This window comes from Mycobacterium sherrisii, from assembly GCF_002102355.1.
Classification (GTDB): domain Bacteria; phylum Actinomycetota; class Actinomycetes; order Mycobacteriales; family Mycobacteriaceae; genus Mycobacterium; species Mycobacterium sherrisii.
The window spans coordinates 245369-262430 of sequence record NZ_LQPT01000019.1; the positions used below are offsets into that span (position 1 = coordinate 245369).

Sequence of the window (17062 nt, forward strand, 5' to 3'; positions counted from 1 at the left end):
CAAATTAGCAACCGCGGGCCGTTTCGAACCCGGAATTACGGTGCGGGCCCCGAATCGCCGCGACCGGCGACCAGTTCGCGCAGGCCATTCACCGAGGACTCCAGCACGTTTCGCATTGCGCGCCGGACGACGAAGGCCGGGATCGGTCCGGCCGGCTCGACGGTGATATCGAATCGCACTCGCGTCTTGTCGACGCCCTCCGGCTTGAGGTTGTATTCCACGTGCTGGCCGTGCTGTTGGGCCGTCCCTTTGACGTCGTAGACCACCCAGTCCGGGCCCCAGTGATATTCCAGCACCTCTTTGTCGACGAGGCCGAAGATCCTGATGGTGGTTTTCACATGGTGCGCACGGCCATCGGGGTACCGATCGACGACTTCGATCCGCTTATGCAGTGGCGACCAGGATTCCAGCACGTTGACATCCTCGAGCGCCCCCATGACCACGTCCAGCGGCGCATTAACCACAAACTCACGCGATGCCTTTACAGCCACTGCCCTCAACCTAGCAATACCGCCGGGCCGGCGAAACACGTTCGGAGTAACTAACCGACTACCAATTGATTTCGTCGATCGATGTGGTGGCGGCCGGCGGTGGCCCGACGGGCCCAGCGGGAGTTCGCGAGAAACGTGGAGCGGGAGCGGCCTGTTCGACGCCGTGGGCAGTGATCACCGTGGACCGCGCGGTCAAATGCTCGTCGGTGGCGGCCTCACTCCACGAGAGAACCGGGGTGACGCAGGCGTCGGTGCCGGCGAAGACCTGTGTCCATTCGTCACGCGTGCGGGTGGCGAACCGTTCCGCGAAGATGTCGTACATCTGCTGATACGAATCGATTTCGAGTTGGCCGGGCACCTCGTCCGCGGCCAGGCCGAGCCCGTCGAGCAACGCCGCGAAAAACTGCGGTTCGATGGCCCCGACGGCCAGGTACTTGCCGTCGGCGGTTTCATAGCAGCGATAGAACGGGGCGCCGCCGTCGAGCAAAAACGATTCGCGTTCCTCCCGCAGGCGCCCAATTCCCTTCATGGTCCACATCATTTGGGCGAGCAGGCTGACTCCGTCGACCATCGCGGCGTCGACAACCTGTCCGCTGCCCGAACGTTCCCGTTCGTAGAGCGCGGCGACGATGCCCAGCAGCACCAGCATCGAACCGCCGCCGAAGTCGGCAACTAGGTTCAGCGGCGGTAGCGGCGGCCGGTCGGCGTAGCCCAGCGCAGACAGCGCCCCGGTCCGCGACAGATAGTTGATGTCGTGGCCCGCAGTCGGTGCCAACGGCCCGTCTTGTCCCCAGCCGGTGATGCGCGCATAGATCAGCCGCGGGTTGACCGCCGCGCAGTCGTCGGGCCCGATGCCCAGACGCTCGCAAATTCCCGGCCGGAAGCAGTCGAGGAGCACATCGGCCTTGGCGGCGAGCCCCAGCAGCACATCGCGTTGTGTCTTGACGTCCAGGTCGACGATCCGCTTACCGCGGTGCAGCAGGTCGCGTTCCTCGGGCGGCATCGCCGCGGCTGAACGGTGGGGACCCGCAGCGCCCGGCTGCGCCGCGCTTGCGATCCCCTGGGCCGAACGGTGGGGACCCGCAGCGCCCGGCTGCGCCGCGCTTGCGATCCCCACGGCTCCGGGGCGGCGCACCCGCACCACGTCGGCCCCCAGGTCGGCGAGCACCATCCCCGCGTGTGGGCCCGGTCCAATGCCGCCGAGCTCGATGACCTTGATTCCGGCTAACGGCCCCTCGCCGGCCATGGCGGCTAGTTGCCCTTCTTCACCTGCAGCACCCGCTTGCGCAGGCCCTCGGTGCCGGTGTCGATAGTGCCCTTGACGGCGCGCTTCAACACGAACCCGGGCAGCGGGACGACGGGATCGACGCTGATCTGAAACTTGACCCTGGTGGCGTCACCGTCCGGCGTCAGCGTGTAGGACGCGTCTTGGGAGCGTTGCTGGCCAGAGCTGACCAGCGTCCAGCTCACCTTGTTTTCGCCCCAGGTGTAGGCGATTACCTGTTCGTCGGTGATGCCCGCGGCCTTGACTTTCATCTTGACCTTGGCGGGGCGGCCGTCGGCGTCCCTCTCGAGAACTTCGGCGCTCTGGTGGGCCGGCGACCACTCGGTCACGGTGTCGAAATCGGCAATGACGTCGAGGATCTCCTGAGGACTGGCTTCGATCACAACTTCGCGGGTTTCGTTGATCGCCATGGCCCGCACGATAGCGAAACGGCGTCCGGCCGGGAGCGGTTTCGACTGAGCGTACCGTCGATCTCGTGACAGATAGCACTCTCGGCGCGGGGCCCCTCCCCGCGGATTCCGCCTACACCGTCGGCGACTATTTGTTAGACCGTCTCGCTGAATTCGGCGTCTCCGAGATCTTCGGAGTCCCGGGTGACTACAACCTGGAGTTCCTCGACCACATCGTCGCGCACCCCACCATTCGCTGGGTGGGTAACGCCAACGAGCTCAACGCCGGCTACGCCGCCGATGGGTATGGACGGTTGCGCGGAATGTCAGCTGTGGTAACCACTTTCGGAGTGGGCGAGCTTTCGGCAACCAATGCGATCGCCGGCAGCTACGCCGAACACGTGCCCGTCGTCCACATCGTCGGCGGCCCCTCCAAAGACGCCCAGGGCACCAGACGCGCACTGCATCATTCGCTCGGTGACGGCGACTTCGAGCACTTCGTCCGCATCAGTCGCGAAATCACCTGCGCTCAAGCCAATCTCATGCCGGCCACGGCCTGCCGGGAAATCGACCGGGTGCTTTCAGAGGTGCGCGAGCAGAAACGGCCCGGCTACATCCTGATGTCCACCGATGTGGCCCGCTTCCCGACCGAACGTCCCGACGCCCCACTGCCCCGCTACACCGGCGGTACCAGCCCGCGAGCATTGTCGATGTTCGTCGAGGCCGCCACCGAGCTGATCGGCGACCACCGGCTGACCGTGCTGGCCGACCTGCTGGTACATCGCCTGCAAGTGGTCAAGGAACTCGAGGCGCTGTTGACCGCCGACGTGGTGCCCTACGCCACGCTGATGTGGGGCAAGAGCCTGCTCGACGAGAGCTCCCCCAATTTCTTGGGCATCTACGCCGGCGCCGCCAGCGCGCCGCGGGTCCGCGCCGCGATCGAGGACGCACCCGTCCTGGTCACCGCCGGCGTGGTGTTCACCGACATGGTCAGCGGCTTTTTCAGCCAGCACATCGACCCGGCCCGCACCATCGATGTCGGGCAATACCAGAGCAGTGTGGCCGGCCAGGTCTTCGCGCCGCTGGAGATGGGTGCGGCGCTCGGCGCGCTGGCCGAGATCTTGACCCGCCGTGGGATCAGCTCGCCACCGGTGGCGGCGGCCGACGATCCCGAGCCCGATCCCGGCGCCGAACCGCCCGCGCGTGACCGGGGACTGACCCAGGAGATGGTCTGGAATCGGCTGTGCCGGGCGCTCACCCCAGGCAACGTGGTGCTCGCCGACCAGGGCACCTCTTTCTACGGCATGGCCGATCACCGGCTCCCGCGCGGCGTCATGTTCATCGGCCAACCCCTCTGGGGCTCAATTGGTTACACGCTGCCGGCGGCGCTCGGGGCGGGGGTGGCACATCCGGACCGCAGGACGGTGCTGTTGATCGGCGATGGTGCCGCACAGCTGACCGTCCAGGAATTGGGCACGTTCTTCCGCGAGGGACTGGCCCCGGTGATCGTGGTCGTCAACAACGACGGCTACACGGTGGAGCGTGCGATCCACGGGGAAACCGCCCCGTACAACGACATTGCCGCCTGGAGTTGGACCGACATCCCCAACGCGCTAGGGGTGACCGATCATCTGGCGTTCCGAGCGCAAACCTACGGCGAGCTCGACGATGCCCTGACCGCGGCGGCACAACATCGGGACCGCATGGTACTCGTCGAGGTCGTCCTGCCGCGCCTCGAGATCCCGCCCCTGCTCGTCGAACTCGTTCAACCGATGTCGCCGGATGGCAGCCGGCGCCGGTAGCTCACGCCGAGCTGCGATCCGGTTTCGATGAGTTGAGAATCGCCTGAACGGTGCGGCGGCAGCGGCCGCAGTCGGTGCCCGCCCCGCACGCCCGGGCGACCTCATTGGTCGTCGCCGCCCCCGCCTCGACGGCGTCGCACACGCTATGGCTGGTGACTCCGTTGCACAGGCAGACGAACATCGAACGGCCGGCTCGCTCAGCTCTCGATGCGCATGATGTTCGAGAACCGGCCGACGAACAGCGGTGGGTAGGGACCTACTCCGGCACCCGACATCCATTGCGCCGCCGCATCGGGATGATCGATCCACTCCCGGGCGCTCGCCTCGTCGGGGAACTCCTGCAGGATCAACACCTCGTGACTGTTGTCGAAAGCCCGGAATACCCAAGTCTTTCGGATGCCCGCGGCGGTGAATCTGTCCATCGCGCGGCGCACGCCGGCGGTCAGCGTCGCAACGTCGTCGACCGACGCGATGGCGGCCACCACCACTCCCGGCACCGCGGCCGTCTGCGGCGGCGCCGGAAGGAACCTGTCGACGATTTCACCGGCGAAAACCGCCGGGATGTCCTCGACACCGGCCTCGTCGAACCAATTGAAGAACACCCGCGATCGCAGCAGTTCCACGATCGGCTCGCGACTGTGCACACCGATCATCACCAGCACCCGGCCGTATTCGTGCGTCGAGGTGTAGACCAGAACGTGGTGCGCACCGATGTCGGAAAGAGCTGCCCTGTTGCGTTCCAGGAGCGGCCATACCTTGGTCGGATCGGGGACGCGATAGTCCGACGCAATCACCATCGAGTGAATGTCGCCGTTGTTCATCGGAGCCGGTCCTTCATCACCTTCCCCGTCGCGTTGAGTGGAAGTGAATCAAGGAACTGTACCGCGCGGGGCACCTTGAACCCGGCCATCCGGTCGCGGCACCAGCCGATCAGCTCGTCGGCGGTGACCTCGCCCTTGCGGACCACGAACGCCTTACCCACTTGGCCCATCCGGTCATCGGGGATACCGATGACCGCCGCCTGCGTAACGGCCGGGTGGCTGAGCAAGAGTCCTTCGATCTCTGCCGGATAGGCGTTGAATCCGCCGACGATGAACATGTCCTTTTTGCGTCCGACGATGCGGAGGCGACCCGAGTCGTCCAGGGTGCCCAGGTCTCCGGTGTGCAGCCAGCCGTCGACGTCGATCGCTTCCGCCGTCGCGGCGGGATCATCCAGATAGCCTTGCATCACGCCATACCCGCGGACGAGCACCTCGCCGTCGTCGGCGATCCGCACCTTTACCCCCTCGCAGGGCACGCCTGCGGTCGTGGCCACGTCCTCGAACGAATCGCCGGGCAGCGACAGCGTGACGTTGCCCGCCTCGGTGAGCCCGTATCCGGTCATCAAGGTCTGAAACGGCAGTTCGTCATGGATTCGACGGACCAGCTCGACGGGGATGTCGGCCGCTCCGGTCACGCCGGCGCGCAATGTCGACAGCTTGGACTTGTCCCGCACCGTCAGCAACGAATGATACAAAGTCGGCGGCCCGGGGAGCATCGTAACGCGTTCGCGTTCAATAAGATCCACCACCGTGTCGACATCGAACACCGCGACCGGCAGCATCGTCGCGCCGCGCAAAAAGGACGTGACGAGTCCCGCCTTCAGGCCGAAGGTGTGGAAGTACGGGTTGATCTGCAGGTAGCGGTCACCCTGGCGCAGATCCGCGAGCGTCGCCCATTCCTCGTACATGCGCAGGGTCTGGCCATGATTCATCATCGCCCCTTTCGGGCGCCCCGTCGTGCCCGAGGTGAAGATGATGTCCGCGATGTCGTCGCCGCTCACCGCCCGCTCGAAGGGTGAACCGCTGGAAAGGAAGCCGGACTTCAGGTCGATGACCGGTATGCCCGCGGGTGCTGTGTAATCCTGCCCCAGAAAGCCCTTCTGCGCCAGGACCGCCTTGACGCCGCTGCGGGCAATGATGTCACCCGCTTCCTCGGTCTTGAACCGCGTGTTGACCGGCACCAGCACGCCACCGGCGGTAAGCAACCCGAACGCGGCGATGATCCACTCCGCGGAGTTGGGCGCCCAGACGGCGACCCGGTCACCCTTGTGGATACCAAGGTCCGCGAATGCGCCTGCGGCGCAACGGATTCGCTGGACGACTTCGGCGAAGGTGAGGCGCAGCGGACCGTCGACGACTGCTTCGGCATCGCCGAATCGGTCCGCCGCGCTCAAGACCATCTCGGGGATGGTCTCCCACGGAGGGGTGTTTGTCACACCGTGACGAGTCGACCGAGGTTACCGCCCATGATCTTCGCCTGGTCGTCAACGGACAGGTGCGACAGCGCGTTGACATAGAAGGTCGGCTCCGCCAGGCCCTCCGGGTGCGGCCAGTCCGAGCCGTACAGCACCTGATCCACACCGACCAGGTTGACCAGGTCGTCGATGCCGTCCTCGAAGAACGGGCTCACATAGATGCGGTTCTTGACCATCTCGACCGGGTCGCTCGGGAAAGCTTCGGGCGCCTTGCGGAAGACCTCGGCCAGGCCGTCGAGCAACGGCGTCATCCACTTCGACCCGGCCTCGACGATGGCGACCTTCAGCTTGGGGTGGCGGTACAGTGCGCCGTGAATCACCCAGGAAGCCACTGAGTCCTGGATCGGCCGCCACTCGTTGAGGATGCCCATCGCGTTGGTCTGGAAGGGCAGCATCTCCTGATCGGCCCCGTCCCACTCGGAGGTGTAGCGGGAGTAGCCGCTGTCGCTGGAGTGCATGCCCACCAGCACGTCGTGTTCGACAACCCGCTCCCAGAACGGGTCGAACTCGGGCAGCGCGAACGACCGCGGGCCGCGGAAACCGGGGACGGGCGCCGGCCGGACCAGGATGGCGCGGGCGCCACGCTGGACCGCCCACTCCAGTTCCTCGATCGCCTTCTCGACGATCGGCAGGGTGATGACCGGGGTGGTGAAGATGCGGTTCTGGTAGTTGAAGCCCCACACCTCGTCGAGCCACTGGTTGAGCGCGTGGATCAGGATGTGGATGGCGACCGGGTCGTCGCGCAACCGCTCCTCGATCAGGCTGGCCAGCGTCGGGAACATCAGGGTGCGGTCCAGGCCCAGTTCGTTCATCTTCTCCAGCCGCGGGCCGGGCTCGAAGAACGCCGGGATGGCGCGCATCGGCTCGCCGAACAGCTCGCGCTTGCTTTTGCCCTCGGGGTTGCCGTACTTGAAGTACTCCTCCCAGGCCCCCGGTCGGGCGACCACCTCGAACGTGGGGTTGGGGATGTAGTTGCTGATCACGCCGCGCAGGGCGATCTTGGTGCGCCCGTTGATCTGCACATACTGGACGAAGTCTTTGTACTCCTTGGGCAGGAACTTGGTCAGCGCCTCCGGCGGTTCGTAGAGGTGATTATCCGCGTCAAAGATTGGAAACGGGACGTCTTCCCGATGCGACAACTGGCCCATGAGATCCTCCTTTGCAATTTGTGAGAATACTATTCTCTTGCAGGTCGTCATCGCAACACGCCCCCGGGGGGCGGTGCCGCACGACGCTGGGTCAGCAGGTGACGATGATCTTGAAGGGCGCCGACGCCGCTTCGTTTGGCTTGTCGGTCTTGAATCCGTTGGCGGTGCCCGTGACAGTGAATTTGTCGCCGGTCATGCTCGTGTCCGCGTGCTCGCCGTCGCCCCGGGCGTACATCCCATTGAACCCGCCGAGATTTCGGATGTGCACCGACTCCGTCGAGGCCGGTTGCGCTCCCATATCGACGATCAGGCTGGCCCCGGAAAAATTGCCGCCTATGTCGATCGTCCTCGTCCATTCCCGTTGCGTGCATTTCACGATGTGGAAGTTGGCATCGGTGCCGTTGACGGTGACCGATGCGGTGCCGGACACCGGGGTCGACGGTCGCGAGCTGCACGCGCCGAGTCCGGCCGCGGCGAGCACGGCGGCGGTTGCCGCGACGAATCGGGTCTGCACGTGGGGCACCCCTAACCTTGTTCAACGGAACCCGCTCAGCCTGCAGCGATGATGCTATTCTCGCCGCACGAGAATGCCAATGTCGACCGCTCTTCGAGGAGCACACGCACATGCTGGATTTGGAGCTCGACAATGGGTTGGCGGTACTCACCATCGACCGTCCCCACGCGCGCAATGCCATCGCGCTCGACACCATGGACCAGCTGGAAAAGGCACTCGACGCAGCCTCCGGCGCCCGCACCCTGGTGATCAGGGGCGCTGGCGACAAGGCTTTCGTGTCGGGCGGTGACCTCAAGGAACTCAGCGCACTGCGCACCGAAGAGGACGCCGCGGCGATGGCGAAGCGGATGCGGTCCATCTGTGACCAATTGGCGGACTTCCCCGCTCCGGTGATCGCCGCGCTGAACGGCCACGCGTTTGGCGGTGGCGCCGAAGTGGCCGTGGCGGCCGACATCCGTGTTGCCGCAAGCGATGTCAAGATCGCGTTCAATCAGGTGACCCTGGAAATCATGCCCGCGTGGGGCGGCGCCGAGCGGCTGGCCGCGCTGGTCGGAAGCAGTCGGGCACTGCTGTTGGCGGGCACTGGCAAGACGATCGACGCCGCGGAGGCCGAGCGCATCGGGTTGTTTGACGTGGTGTTGCCGCGCGCCTCATTCGAGGAAGGCTGGCGGTCGATCGCCACGTCGATGGCCGGTCAGCCGGCCGCCGAGATAAAACGAGTAATCAAAGGTGTTTCGCCGGACGAGGCGATAGCATCCTTTGCACGACTGTGGGTTGCCGACGCGCACTGGCAGGCCGCAGAGCGGGTCACGAACCGAAACGCCAAACCGCGCCCGGCGGCCGGAGGAGCGATATGAGGACCAGCGTGAAGAGGCTGCGGACATTCGGATCGGCACTCAGCGTGGCGGGGCTGTTGGTCGGTGCCAGTGTGCCCATCGGTACCGGACAAGCCCATGCCGACCCCGTCATCCATCACGTCAAATATGCGGTCACCGCCGAAAAGCCGATCTACACCGACATTTATTACCTTGACCACCAGCCGGAGAAGTTCGCCGATTACAGCCACAACCCCTACTCGTTCACTCCGCACATCAACGTCGATCTCGTCCCGGGCAAGCCGTGGACCTACGACCTGGACATGACCAACCCGGACGCGTACGCGATGGTCGTGGCGAGCACCGGGACCGAGCCCGGCACACCGGGACTTCACTGCGTGTTGGCGGTGGACGGCGTCATCGTCGTGTCCAAGGACGGACTCAAAGGCGTGCTCTGCTCGCTGCGGAATTGGTGAACCATCCACGCCTCCGGTATTCCGGGAATGGGCTGCGGTTCGCCTTCCAGTCGGTGCAGGTAACTTTCGACTAATGCCCGGGTTTCGGCGTGCCCCGCGGAGATGCCGACTGCCTGCTCGAGCACCAGGAACCTCGACAAGCTCGACATCAGCACGGTGAACACCACCGGTGGCATGTCCTTGCCGTCCACGCCGTACCGTTGCAGCGCGGCCGTCACGGCTTGGCGTTGCTCTTCGCGGAATCGTTCGGCGTAGTAAGCGATTTCGGCGCGCATATCTTTGCGGTGATTGGCCAGCGCCATGAATTCCAAGGAAATGCGGGTGAATGCGGGGTCGGTCCCGAATCGCCACACCGCCCACAGCGGCTGCGGCGATTTCATCAGCTGGGCGTGCACCTCCAGCGCCTCTTCGGCGCGCCGGCGGAAGACCTCGAGAAACAGTTCCTCCATCGTGCGGAAGTAATAGTGCACCAATTGAGGCTTGAGCCCGGCCTTGTTCGCCAGGCGGCGCGACGTGACCGCGGCGTAGCCCTCCTCGATCATCAATTGTTCGGCCGCGTCGAGCAGCAGGACGCGATTCTTTGCGTCCGGCGCACCGATCCTGCGGGCCGATGTCATACCGCTGCTCCCTGTTTCCGCACTCACCTGTTGACCTCGGGAATCGTATCGCGGCTCGGGGTTGTGACCTTGACCACGACATTACCGCCGTGCTAAGCAAGTGCTCAGCAGAATTTCGAAATCGGGGCGGCTCGCGCGTGCCGCCGACGTTCACCGGTAACTCAGCCCAGGAGACGCAATCCGATGACCGACTTTGACTCGATCGACTTCTTCACCGATCCGACGCTGGTCCCAGATCCACACCCCTACTTCGACTATTTGCGTAGCCAGAACCCGGTGTTGCGGTTGCCGCACTACGGCGTCGTCGCGGTCACCGGTTATGCCGAAGCCACCGAGATCTATAGGGATCCCGAGACGTTCTCGAACATCGTTGCGCTTGGTGGGCCGTTCCCGCCGTTGCCGTTCACCCCCGCGGGCGGCGATATCCGCCCGCAGATCGACGAGCATCGAAGCTACTTCCCGATGAACGAGCACATGGTGACGATGGACCCGCCGGATCACACCAAGGCGCGGTCGGTGCTGGCCAAGCTACTGACCCCGAGCCGGTTGAAGCAGAACGAGGAATTCATGTGGCGCCTCGCCGATCGCCAGCTCGACGAGTTTCTGCACAACGGCGAGTGCGAATTCATCGCCGAGTACTCCAAGCCGTTTGCCACCTTGGTGATCGCCGACCTGCTCGGGGTGCCGGAGGAGGACCACAAGGAGTTCCGGTCGGTGCTCGGCGCCGACCGTCCGGGCGCGCGGGTCGGGGCCCTTGATCACGAGTCGGTCGGGATCAACCCGCTGGAGTGGCTCGACGAAAAGTTCTGCAACTACATCGAAGATCGCCGGCGCGAGCCGCGCGGCGACGTGTTGACCCACCTGGCCGAAGCGAAATACCCGGACGGGTCGATACCCGAGGTGATCGATGTGGTCCGTTCGGCCACTTTCCTTTTCGCCGCCGGCCAGGAAACCACGGCCAAGCTGCTCAGCGCGGCGCTGCAGGTGCTCGGTGACCGGCCGGACATCCAACAGCAGTTGCGCGAGGACCGCAGCCTCATTCCGGGATTCATCGAGGAATCGTTGCGGATGGAGAGCCCGGTCAAGAGCGACTCGCGACTCGTCGTCAAGGACACCAACATCGGTGGCGTGGATCTGCCCGCCGGAACCGTGGTGATGGTGCTGCCGGGCGCGGCCAACCGCGACCCCCGCCGGTTTGAGAACCCGCACGAATTCGACTTGCGCCGCAAGAACGTTCGCGAGCACATGGCCTTTGCCCGCGGTGTGCACTCCTGCCCGGGTGGGCCGCTGGCCCGGGTGGAGGGCCGGGTCTCCATCGAGCGCATCCTGGACCGGATGCCGCACATCGAGATTAACGAGACCCATCACGGGCCGGCTGCCGAGCGGCGCTACACCTACGAGCCCACGTACATCCTGCGCGGGCTGAGCGAACTGCACCTGTCGTTCACCACGGCCGATACCGTTGCGGCGGTTGGCTGACACCGCCGTTCGCGATCACTAGCGGAATTTCATCCCGACGAAGTAGCAGCCGAGCAGCGCGACCGCCACGATCACCACCCAGGCGTCGGTGAGCCGGCACAACAGGACGGGGGCGTTGCGTACCTCCATGAACTCCCGAAAGATGATGCGTACCTTGATGAGTGCGATCACGACGACGCTCGAGGTGACGACCGCCCGCGACCGCGGTGTGCTGCCGGCCGCGTGGTCTATCCACAGATAGCCCGTGGTGAGTGCCGCCAGGATCACCCACACCGCGAACAATCGCTTGTTGAACCGCACGACTCACCTCACCACATACAGCAGCGCGAAGATGAGCACCCACAGGAAATCCACGGTGTGCCAATAGGTTGCGCAGGTTTCGACGAGAATCTGGGAGTCTCTTGATCGGGGCCTGCCGCCGGGGATTTGGTAGACGATGACACCGAGGGCGACCAAGCCGATCAGCAGATGCACGAAGTGGATCCCGGTGAGGAAGAAGTAGTACGTGAAAAAGTCGTTGCTTTCCAGGCCGTTTCCGCCGCCAACCAGCCGAGCCCACTCAAACACCTTGCAGGACAGGAAGACCCCGGCCAGCGCTGCCGTGATCACCACGTCCCGCAGGGCCGCCCGGTAGGCACCGGCGCGCGCGGACTGGACACACCGCGCAACCGACCAGGAGCTCAGCAGCAACACGAGGGTGTTGAAAACGCCGATGGGCAGGTCCAGCTCAGCCTGGGCTTGCAGGAAAAGCTGCGGGTGCTGCGCACGCGCGGACAGGTAGAAGCCGAAATATGCGGTGAAGACCAATGTTTCGAACAACACAAAGGCCCACATGTCCGGCTGGCCCGGCACCATCCTGCCGCGTCGCCCGGTGTTCACGAGATCGGGCATCAGGCCGCCACGCCCGTCGGGTCGGGCCGGGCGCTGCGCGTCCGGGCGGGCAACGGTCCGGTTCCGAAGTCTTCGCGGCGGATCATCTGGAACAGCATCACGATGAACGTGACTTGGTAGATGCCGAATACGACCATGTCCAGCCACCACGCGATCTGGCCGTTCCACGCCAACACGCCACGCCGGAAGATCCAGCACGGGGCCACGACGACCTCCGTAAGGGCATTGCACAGGTTGAGATAGCCGAACCATTTCGGGAAGACCCGATTCTTGTCAAGCAGAATCGCGACCATCCAGATCAGTGAGCCGATCAGGAACACCCCCATGGTTCCGTCGAACGACAAGAACGCGAAGTCGTACAGCCAGCCGATCGCCTCGGGGTCCCGCGCGGGGCGCAACGTCCCCACCATCAGCGCCACATTGAGCAGCAGCATGCCCGGAACTGCACTGAGCGAGTAGATGATCAGATACGAATAGCCGAAAGCGCGGCTGACCGACATGCGCCGCATCGAATAGGCGATGAGGGCGTTGTTGACAGCGATCATGCCACTGATGGCAAAAATGACTCCGAATCCCACCGGTATTCCGAGGTGACGTTCGCGGAACCAGTGCAGCTGCATGGGCAAATCCCAGGCCGGCCTCGGCGGCGGCTGGACCTGGGCCACGATGAAGAACATCGGGAAGAAGATGGTGTAGAAGACGACGAGCATGGCCCATGCCAGCCACAGCTCACGCTTGGGCCCATGCAGCAGGTGCCAGGCGAGCTGCCGCGACAGCGGCCCGACGGGAGGCTCCAGGGCAGCGGCGCCCGGCGGCGTGACGACTGCGCTCATACGTTGGTCAATTCCGTTGCGCGGTCTTGGTTCTCGGATCGTTTCCGATATACGGCCCGGCCCAGCACGACGCCCATCACAATGATCCACCCGAAGATGGCGACATTTTTCACCCAGAACGACAGGAAGCCGTCCCAGGCAAGCGGACCGGTCAGCGACACCCCGACGAAGGCCGCGGGAACCAGGGCGGCGGCGACCACAAGGTTGAAGTAAGCGACCCAACGCCCGAAGACCGGCCGCGGCTGTTCGTCGAAAAAGATTGCCAGAGAGAGGATCACGCTTTGACCAATCAGGAACGGGACGAGGATGGTGAAGGTGACCCAGGCCAGGTCGTTGAGCAGTTGCGTCAGCTCGGCGCTGCGTTCCGGGCGGAAGGCGGCCAACAGCCAGCAGACATTCGCGACGAGGAACAGCGTCGGGCCGCCCGCCGCGCACCCCAGCATGGCGTAGGAGAAGATCGGCGTCCGGTGTGCCATGCGACGAATCTGCACCATGATCAACGCCAGGATCGGAACCAGACAGACCCCGAACCAGTTGAACAGGATCATGCTGTAACGGATCTCGGGCAGGTGGGCGAAGTCGCGGTAGAACGCGGCGACCCGTTCCGCCGGCATGCCGGGTGACATCGGTGGATGGAAACCGGGAAAGAGCAGGAACCCGGCGAGCCACAGAATCATCGCGGCGGGCAGCGTCCACAGCAGGACGAGCTCACCGTCGGGGCGCCGCGGCACTGCTCCCACGGATTTGCGAGCCGTCGCCGCGCCCCCGCCGATGTCGGACATCGGTGACTCCCTCCAGCACGAACTCGGCTGACTACATTCGGCCCGCCATCGAAGCTAGCCGTTCGGCTAGCCTGGGTCAATAGCCTTCGTCTAGGCTCGGTGCGTGGTCACAGCACAGCAACCGGTCGACGACGGAGAGCTCAGAGTTGTCGGCTACAGCCCTGCCCGCACCCGAGTACTCGACGCGGCGCTGGACCTATTCGCACAGCATGGCGTCAGCGGCACCTCGCTGCAAATGATCGCCGACGCCGTCGGCATCACGAAAGCCGCTGTCTACCATCAATTCCGAACCAAGGACCAGATCGCCATCGCCGTCACCGAGCGCGAGCTGGGCCGGTTGCTGCCGGCCTTGGAAGACGCCGAAACGCACGGTAGCGGTCCGCAAGCCCGGGACGCGCTGCTGCAAAACGTCGTCGCCATGGCGGTGCGCGACCGCCGACTGGTGCGGACGCTGCAGTTCGATCCGGTCGTCGTGCGACTATTGGCCGAACACAAGCCCTTTCAGCGCTTCATGGACCGGCTGTATCGGGTGCTGCTGAGCGATGCGGGACTGGACGGGCGGATCGAGGCGGCGATGTTTTCCGGAGCCATCAGCGCCGCGGTCATGCACCCGCTGGTCGCCGACATCGACGACGAGACCCTACTCGCGCGGCTCACCGACATGATCCGGCGCCTGATCGGTTTGCGTCAGGAGGCACCCGAGCCATCCAGCTGAAGCAAACGTTCTGGGCGTCAATACCCTTGTCCGCGAGGCTGGTTGGCGAGAAAACAGTGCACCCGGGTGGCGGCATCCTCCGGCTTCACTCCCATTCCTATCAAGATCTGGACTATCTGCGCGGAGGGAACACCGGAATCGAGATCGGTCTGGATCACATGCACACTCGGAAACCAGACATCTGCACTTACCCCCGGTGGCGGGGGCTTCGTGTCGCCGCCGACGCAGCGAGCGTAACCATCGAGGCCGGTTTCGGCTCGCGCAGACGGCACCCCGGTCAACAGCATCGGGGCGATCAGCAGGGCGGCCACGGCCGTGCCGACCTTCGCTGCAATATGCCTCGAAGGCGCCGCGCCTCCCGCACCGCCGACCCGCTGGTCGCTGCTGAAATCGGGGATTTGCATAGCGAATGGCTCCCTCATGTCGCCGGTGAAGATGCGAAAACGGCGCGGCTACGTATCGCCGCGTACCCAAGTCGTTACGCCGTCATGGGCTATGCAGACCAGGAACAGGCCGTCGGGCGACTGCGCGACGTAGTTCAGGTACATAGGGCAGGCCGCGCCCTCGTCCTTGATTCCCGCCATCGGCGGTGAGCGGAACCATCGGGGCTGATATCTCCTCGGCGAGCCGCAGAACATCAGACGGCCGGGCTGCGAGCCGAACGAGACATATCCGTCGGTGACACCGAAGGCGTAGTAGGTGGTGTTGTCGCACGGTGCCCCGAGGACCTGATGCGGCATGATGCCCGGAGTGCAATCGGGATAGTCACACACCGTCGGCCCGGCGAAAGATGGCGGCGCCGCCAGTACACCGGCGCCGAGCAACGCGGCAAATAGGGCCACGATTAATCGCACCCGATTACTTTGCCACATGCGAAAAGAAAATTCTCCTGCTTGGAGAAGATCTTTCGTATCCACGACTATGCGTATCGGACGGACTCGAACGCTGCTGCGCCCCTTAGCCTGCCGGGCGTGGATTTCCGCACTTGAGCGTCGATATGGCGGCCGCCCGATGACGGTTTGCGCCCGAGTGCGGATGATAAGCTGCTTCTCCGTGCACGATCCGGAGGTGCCTGACGTCGACCGTCACAGTGACCCGGCAAACGTGAGCGATCCGGACGAACCGCAAACGAGGGCCGGGGTTGGTTCCGATGCCGCTGCGCCCGCACCGCAAACAGACGCCGAAGACGAAGTTGCCCGAGAAGTCGCCCAGGCCGAATCGCGCGCCGAGGCGGCCAGGGCGCGCCTGGAGCGGCTGCGCCGAGCGGCGGGAGTCGCAGCCGCAGAGGATTCGAACGAGGCGGCCCGGCCGTCCGCCAAGACCCGGAAACGGTTGCGCCTGCCCAGCCGTCCCGGACGACCACGCTGGCTGCGCCGCCCCCGCCGCAACACGCTCGTCGTTGCCGCCGGCGTCGTTCTCGTGTCGGCTTCGGCCGGCGCCAGCGGTTACATGCTGTGGCAGCACCGCACCCAGGCGCACAATCGGCAGCTCGCCGCGGAGTTCAGTGCAGCCGCCCGACAAGGGATCACGGCGCTGATGACCATCGACCCCGAGCATGCCAAGGAGGACGTCCAGCGCATGATCGATGCTTCGACGGGCGACCTCAACAGCCAGCTGTCGGCGATGTCCTACCTGATGGTCACCAAGGCCCGGGACTCGAAGATCGGGAACAAGGTCAGCGTGGAAGCCGTTGCCGTGCAGTCGATGAGCGACAATTCGGGGATCGTGCTGGTAGCGGCGAAAACCGATACCACTGGGCCCGATAACGCCAAACCGCCACCGGCCTTGTTCCGGCTCAGCGTCACCCTGGACCGAGATGGCGGTCAGCTGAAGATGTCGAGAGTTGATTATCTGTCATGAGTTTCGAGGGCGACTCCTCGCCAGACGGCAGCGAAACGGCGACGGACCCGCTGGACCGGCACGCCGATGGTTCGGTGCGTCCGGGCCGAATCGCCGTGCTGCGGCGCTGGGCGCGCCGCGGTATGGCGCGGTGGCGTTCGATCGTCGCGACGGCGTTCGTCGTTGCCGCCGTGGCCGCCGCCATCGGTATCTACGCCGTGGTCTACCGGCCGGATCAGCGGGTAGGCGATGCGACCGCGCACCGGGCCATCCAGGACGCATCGGATGGCGCCGTGGCGGTGTTGTCCTATTCCTATGAGCATTTGCACCGCGACTTCGCCACCGCGAAGTCGCACCTCACCGGCGATTTTCTGGCCTACTACACCAAATTCACCGACGATGTTCTCGGCCCGACGGCCCAACAGGGGCAATTGACCACGACCGCCAAGGTGGTTCGCGCCGCGGTCTCGAATCTGCATCCCGATTCGGCCGTCGTGCTGGTTTTCGTCGACCAGACCACCACAAGCACACAAAAGAAAGACCCCGCAACGAACAAAAGCGCGGTGGTGGTCACGTTGACAAAGGTCGACGGATCCTGGCTGATCGCGAAATTCGATCCGGTCGCGTGAGCGCTGTTCTAACCGTTACCTGCCTGGCCGAAACGGTGTAACGTCATCGCTCGAGAATGCG

Annotated in this window: 22 protein-coding genes; 7 read left to right on the forward strand and 15 right to left on the reverse strand. The window is 64.8% G+C overall.

Annotated features, from left to right (window positions below; genetic code table 11):
* Positions 1-35 precede the first annotated feature (35 nt).
* Genes AWC25_RS02675 through AWC25_RS02685 form a run of 3 tightly spaced genes read right to left on the reverse strand, consistent with a single transcriptional unit; the run spans position 36 to position 2186 of the window.
* On the reverse strand, positions 36-491 hold the full coding sequence (locus AWC25_RS02675; protein ID WP_069398378.1) for an SRPBCC family protein: 456 nt from the start codon (positions 489-491) through the stop codon (positions 36-38).
* Positions 492-549: 58 nt separating this feature from the next.
* Positions 550-1737 (reverse strand): CaiB/BaiF CoA transferase family protein, encoded by a 1188-nt coding sequence (locus AWC25_RS02680; RefSeq protein ID WP_084229101.1) that lies wholly within the window; start codon positions 1735-1737, stop codon positions 550-552.
* Positions 1738-1742: 5 nt separating this feature from the next.
* Positions 1743-2186 carry an SRPBCC family protein gene (locus tag AWC25_RS02685; protein ID WP_069398377.1) on the reverse strand — a complete coding sequence of 148 codons (444 nt, stop codon included), beginning with the start codon at positions 2184-2186 and terminating at the stop codon, positions 1743-1745.
* 65 nt (positions 2187-2251) lie between these two features.
* Between AWC25_RS02685 and AWC25_RS02690 the strand changes: the two genes are divergently transcribed.
* On the forward strand, positions 2252-3967 hold the full coding sequence (locus AWC25_RS02690; RefSeq protein WP_069398376.1) for an alpha-keto acid decarboxylase family protein: 1716 nt from the start codon (positions 2252-2254) through the stop codon (positions 3965-3967).
* A gap of 1 nt (position 3968) precedes the next feature.
* Here the strand turns inward: AWC25_RS02690 and AWC25_RS02695 are convergent, their stop codons facing one another.
* The 5 genes from AWC25_RS02695 to AWC25_RS02715 all read right to left on the reverse strand — a co-directional run bounded on the left by AWC25_RS02695 (position 3969) and on the right by AWC25_RS02715 (position 7925).
* Positions 3969-4148, reverse strand: coding sequence for a (2Fe-2S)-binding protein (locus AWC25_RS02695; protein ID WP_069398375.1), 180 nt, complete (start codon positions 4146-4148; stop codon positions 3969-3971).
* 16 nt (positions 4149-4164) lie between these two features.
* On the reverse strand, positions 4165-4788 hold the full coding sequence (locus tag AWC25_RS02700) for a fatty-acid--CoA ligase (protein WP_069398374.1): 624 nt from the start codon (positions 4786-4788) through the stop codon (positions 4165-4167).
* Positions 4785-6188 carry a FadD3 family acyl-CoA ligase gene (locus AWC25_RS02705; protein ID WP_069398512.1) on the reverse strand — a complete coding sequence of 468 codons (1404 nt, stop codon included), beginning with the start codon at positions 6186-6188 and terminating at the stop codon, positions 4785-4787. Before AWC25_RS02705 ends, AWC25_RS02700 begins: the two co-directional genes overlap by 4 nt.
* A 32-nt stretch (positions 6189-6220) precedes the next feature.
* Positions 6221-7411, reverse strand: coding sequence for an amidohydrolase family protein (locus AWC25_RS02710; RefSeq protein ID WP_044508343.1), 1191 nt, complete (start codon positions 7409-7411; stop codon positions 6221-6223).
* A gap of 91 nt (positions 7412-7502) precedes the next feature.
* Positions 7503-7925 (reverse strand): lipoprotein LpqH, encoded by a 423-nt coding sequence (locus AWC25_RS02715; RefSeq protein ID WP_085166305.1) that lies wholly within the window; start codon positions 7923-7925, stop codon positions 7503-7505.
* Between the two features lie 110 nt (positions 7926-8035).
* On the opposite strand from AWC25_RS02715, the gene AWC25_RS02720 reads away from it, so the two are divergent.
* On the forward strand, positions 8036-8782 hold the full coding sequence (locus AWC25_RS02720; protein WP_069398372.1) for an enoyl-CoA hydratase/isomerase family protein: 747 nt from the start codon (positions 8036-8038) through the stop codon (positions 8780-8782).
* On the forward strand, positions 8779-9216 hold the full coding sequence (locus AWC25_RS02725; protein ID WP_276049036.1) for a hypothetical protein: 438 nt from the start codon (positions 8779-8781) through the stop codon (positions 9214-9216). Before AWC25_RS02720 ends, AWC25_RS02725 begins: the two co-directional genes overlap by 4 nt.
* Here the strand turns inward: AWC25_RS02725 and AWC25_RS02730 are convergent.
* Positions 9132-9833 carry a TetR/AcrR family transcriptional regulator gene (locus AWC25_RS02730; protein WP_069398371.1) on the reverse strand — a complete coding sequence of 234 codons (702 nt, stop codon included), beginning with the start codon at positions 9831-9833 and terminating at the stop codon, positions 9132-9134. The genes AWC25_RS02725 and AWC25_RS02730 overlap by 85 nt on opposite strands.
* Positions 9834-10016: 183 nt before the next feature.
* On the opposite strand from AWC25_RS02730, the gene AWC25_RS02735 reads away from it, so the two are divergent.
* Positions 10017-11312, forward strand: a complete 1296-nt coding sequence (locus AWC25_RS02735; RefSeq protein ID WP_069398370.1) for a cytochrome P450 — start codon at positions 10017-10019, stop codon at positions 11310-11312.
* Between the two features lie 18 nt (positions 11313-11330).
* On the opposite strand, the gene AWC25_RS02740 is transcribed toward AWC25_RS02735, so the two are convergent.
* Genes AWC25_RS02740 through AWC25_RS02755 form a run of 4 tightly spaced genes read right to left on the reverse strand, consistent with a single transcriptional unit; the run spans position 11331 to position 13818 of the window.
* Entirely contained in the window at positions 11331-11612 is a 282-nt protein-coding gene (locus AWC25_RS02740; RefSeq protein WP_069398369.1) for a cytochrome C oxidase subunit IV family protein, read from the reverse strand.
* A gap of 3 nt (positions 11613-11615) precedes the next feature.
* Complete coding sequence (locus AWC25_RS02745) at positions 11616-12203, reverse strand: cytochrome c oxidase subunit 3 family protein (RefSeq protein WP_069398368.1); 588 nt, start codon at positions 12201-12203, stop codon at positions 11616-11618.
* Positions 12203-13036, reverse strand: a complete 834-nt coding sequence (locus tag AWC25_RS02750) for a hypothetical protein (protein WP_069398367.1) — start codon at positions 13034-13036, stop codon at positions 12203-12205. Before AWC25_RS02750 ends, AWC25_RS02745 begins: the two co-directional genes overlap by 1 nt.
* On the reverse strand, positions 13033-13818 hold the full coding sequence (locus AWC25_RS02755; protein WP_069398366.1) for a hypothetical protein: 786 nt from the start codon (positions 13816-13818) through the stop codon (positions 13033-13035). The genes AWC25_RS02750 and AWC25_RS02755 overlap by 4 nt, the downstream gene beginning before the upstream one ends.
* Positions 13819-13921: 103 nt before the next feature.
* Here AWC25_RS02755 and AWC25_RS02760 point away from each other — a divergent pair, with 103 nt between their 5' ends.
* Positions 13922-14533 (forward strand): TetR/AcrR family transcriptional regulator, encoded by a 612-nt coding sequence (locus AWC25_RS02760; protein WP_069398365.1) that lies wholly within the window; start codon positions 13922-13924, stop codon positions 14531-14533.
* Positions 14534-14550: 17 nt separating this feature from the next.
* Here AWC25_RS02760 and AWC25_RS02765 read toward each other — a convergent pair whose 3' ends face one another.
* Both AWC25_RS02765 and AWC25_RS02770 read right to left on the reverse strand, forming a co-directional pair.
* Positions 14551-14820 carry a hypothetical protein gene (locus AWC25_RS02765; protein ID WP_142278674.1) on the reverse strand — a complete coding sequence of 90 codons (270 nt, stop codon included), beginning with the start codon at positions 14818-14820 and terminating at the stop codon, positions 14551-14553.
* A gap of 165 nt (positions 14821-14985) precedes the next feature.
* On the reverse strand, positions 14986-15405 hold the full coding sequence (locus AWC25_RS02770) for a hypothetical protein (protein ID WP_198166576.1): 420 nt from the start codon (positions 15403-15405) through the stop codon (positions 14986-14988).
* Between the two features lie 181 nt (positions 15406-15586).
* On the opposite strand from AWC25_RS02770, the gene AWC25_RS02775 reads away from it, so the two are divergent.
* Positions 15587-16393 carry a hypothetical protein gene (locus AWC25_RS02775; RefSeq protein ID WP_085166349.1) on the forward strand — a complete coding sequence of 269 codons (807 nt, stop codon included), beginning with the start codon at positions 15587-15589 and terminating at the stop codon, positions 16391-16393.
* Positions 16390-17001, forward strand: coding sequence for a hypothetical protein (locus tag AWC25_RS02780; RefSeq protein ID WP_069398364.1), 612 nt, complete (start codon positions 16390-16392; stop codon positions 16999-17001). Before AWC25_RS02775 ends, AWC25_RS02780 begins: the two co-directional genes overlap by 4 nt.
* Positions 17002-17062 lie beyond the last annotated feature (61 nt).

Coding starts and splice junctions, on each gene's coding strand:
- AWC25_RS02680 (WP_084229101.1), bottom strand. CDS start 1,737: ATGGCCGGCGAGGGGCCGTTAGCCGGAATCAAGGTCATCGAGCTCGGC.
- AWC25_RS02685 (WP_069398377.1), bottom strand. CDS start 2,186: ATGGCGATCAACGAAACCCGCGAAGTTGTGATCGAAGCCAGTCCTCAG.
- AWC25_RS02695 (WP_069398375.1), bottom strand. CDS start 4,148: ATGTTCGTCTGCCTGTGCAACGGAGTCACCAGCCATAGCGTGTGCGAC.
- AWC25_RS02700 (WP_069398374.1), bottom strand. CDS start 4,788: ATGAACAACGGCGACATTCACTCGATGGTGATTGCGTCGGACTATCGC.
- AWC25_RS02705 (WP_069398512.1), bottom strand. CDS start 6,188: ATGGTCTTGAGCGCGGCGGACCGATTCGGCGATGCCGAAGCAGTCGTC.
- AWC25_RS02710 (WP_044508343.1), bottom strand. CDS start 7,411: ATGGGCCAGTTGTCGCATCGGGAAGACGTCCCGTTTCCAATCTTTGAC.
- AWC25_RS02720 (WP_069398372.1), top strand. CDS start 8,036: ATGCTGGATTTGGAGCTCGACAATGGGTTGGCGGTACTCACCATCGAC.
- AWC25_RS02725 (WP_276049036.1), top strand. CDS start 8,779: ATGAGGACCAGCGTGAAGAGGCTGCGGACATTCGGATCGGCACTCAGC.
- AWC25_RS02730 (WP_069398371.1), bottom strand. CDS start 9,833: ATGACATCGGCCCGCAGGATCGGTGCGCCGGACGCAAAGAATCGCGTC.
- AWC25_RS02735 (WP_069398370.1), top strand. CDS start 10,017: ATGACCGACTTTGACTCGATCGACTTCTTCACCGATCCGACGCTGGTC.
- AWC25_RS02745 (WP_069398368.1), bottom strand. CDS start 12,203: ATGCCCGATCTCGTGAACACCGGGCGACGCGGCAGGATGGTGCCGGGC.
- AWC25_RS02750 (WP_069398367.1), bottom strand. CDS start 13,036: ATGAGCGCAGTCGTCACGCCGCCGGGCGCCGCTGCCCTGGAGCCTCCC.
- AWC25_RS02755 (WP_069398366.1), bottom strand. CDS start 13,818: ATGTCCGACATCGGCGGGGGCGCGGCGACGGCTCGCAAATCCGTGGGA.
- AWC25_RS02765 (WP_142278674.1), bottom strand. CDS start 14,820: ATGCTGTTGACCGGGGTGCCGTCTGCGCGAGCCGAAACCGGCCTCGAT.
- AWC25_RS02770 (WP_198166576.1), bottom strand. CDS start 15,405: ATGTGGCAAAGTAATCGGGTGCGATTAATCGTGGCCCTATTTGCCGCG.
- AWC25_RS02780 (WP_069398364.1), top strand. CDS start 16,390: ATGAGTTTCGAGGGCGACTCCTCGCCAGACGGCAGCGAAACGGCGACG.